The following is a 2,107-nucleotide window of genomic DNA, read 5'->3' as shown; positions in this document are numbered from 1 at the left end:
ACTGGCACCAATATCCCATTCATCACCAGTCGAGTCCTCTGTTACCACAACATTAAGGTCTTGTGCTGCAGGCGGATCGTTGACCTCCGTAACCGTAACGGTCGCCGTATATTCCACACTGCAAAGACCCCCTTGGTCACACACTTTGTAGGTAAACGTATCTCCGCCGAAATAATTGGGGTTACCTTTATATTTTATTGTTGGTACCTGCGCTGCATTCCATCTCGATGTCGCGGTCGCAGAAACCGAACCATGAGATGGAGACGCTACGAATTGAATATACATGTCATCGCCATCTGGGTCATTTGCTCCGACCCCAGTGTTTGATGACCATTGGTTTTCCGGCACCGTAATACTAACATCCTGTCCAGAGGGAACACCGTTGACATCCATATACACCATGAATGCCGGTGAGCAGGCGCCCGCTGCATCACATATTTTGAGGAAAAATGAATCCCCGCCACTGCTTGCAGCGTCACCTTTATATCTGACGCGAACATAAGGGGATGGGATCGATGGATTAGATGCAGGCAAGGAGTCGAGTTCCACCTGTCCATGAGACGGCCCTTGATGGAGAACAAGACTGTAAGGCGCACTGCCATCCGGGTCATCGGGGGTAATATGAAGCCAATTCGACCATATTCCGGCGTCCGCATAGGTAGAATACCCACTTCTGTTTTTCGGTGGGTCATTGACGGGATTTACAGTTACGTCGAACTGATATTCAGCAGAGCACGCATTGTGATTATCGCAAGCCTTGAATGTCAGGGCTGCCGTACCATTGTAGTCAGGCGGCGGCAGGTACCGTATTGACGTACCGTTTGTCTGTGTGCTCCAGCTTGCCGTAGGACTCGATACAATCTGAATAGTAATCGGATCGCCATCGGCGTCAGCAGCATGAGTATCCACGTAGGATGACCAGGTGTCTTCATCACTGGTATTGGTGATATTTTGGGCGGTAGGCGGGTCATTATCCGCAATTACCGTTGCCGTCAGGCTATAATTTCCCGAGCAGGCATTATGGTTATCGCAAACCTTGTATTTCAGGGTTTCAGTTCCAGAATAATTAGTGGCCGGGAGGAACTTGATTTTGGTGCCGCTAATCTGCGTCTGCCAACCGGATGGCTTTGACGTCACCTGTACAGTAATGGGATCTCCATCGGGATCCGTTGCATGCGTGTCTCCCAGCGGAGACCAGGTATCTTCGGTGGTGGTAATCGTGATGTTTTGCGCGCTAGGCGGCTGATTCACGTTATTGATCTGTATACGGCCAGTTGACGTCGACGAACATGATTGACTGTCGCATGCACGAACATTGAAGATGTCACTATATGTACCTCGGTTTACCCGGCCTCTGACTTTATATTGACCGCCACCTGAAGTTGGATAGGATATTGTGGCGAAATGATGATGAGTATATGTCAAGGAAACACGGTCATTATCTGCATCACTCGTACTTATTTGAGTGGTTGCTGTCACGCCCTCGTTGACTGTTTGTGTTGCAGGGGTAACAGTTATTGATGGTGTATGGTTTTGGTTGATATAAACCGTAACATACCAGTCCATATACCCGTTGGCATCACCGCAATTGGTCTGGTTGCTATTGCCGCATGATTGGACGTGGAACGACACTGATGAGGGGGCTGGTCCTACAAGGCCCTGGGAATAACTCCAACAGGCTCCAGTCGTTCTGGTAGATGATGATATGTATCCCCAGGACAGGGAAGATCCTGATACAACCTTTATCGAATACGCCCAATCCAGACTACAGGCATTCGCGTTGGTGACGCTGTAATAAGTCCTGTTCAGTACATACGCACCTGATGTCCCCACCAGCGCCCATTGCAACAGGAAACCAATAACCAGCAGCTTGAGCGTTCTTCTTGTATACCGACTTTGATTGTCCATCAATTTACTCCCAACGACCTGCCCTCCTGTGGATGCGAAGAGGCATCGCGCCTCAAGAAAACGACCCTTCAGGCACATTTATTCAGATTTGCATCCATTTTATTCGAGGGTGCTGCCAGACATCACAATCTGTAAACGTCAAAAACTGTTCTCTTTATATGGGCGGTATTCACACTTGCTGTGGATAACTTGGCCACAA

The 2,107-nt window shown here is 49.0% G+C and carries 1 protein-coding gene; it reads right to left on the bottom strand.

The features are described from left to right. A partial coding sequence (locus ACOCD2_RS17475) for an Ig-like domain-containing protein (RefSeq protein WP_419625837.1) occupies positions 1–1,908 on the bottom strand: 1,908 nt, incomplete at its 3' end. Between the last annotated feature and the right edge of the window lie 199 nt (positions 1,909–2,107).

It is taken from the genome of Thiolapillus sp. (assembly GCF_048562965.1).
GTDB lineage: Bacteria > Pseudomonadota > Gammaproteobacteria > Chromatiales > Chromatiaceae > Thiolapillus > Thiolapillus brandeum_A.
Note: the sequence above shows the minus strand (reverse complement) of the source record. Positions and strands in the feature narration are given on the sequence as shown.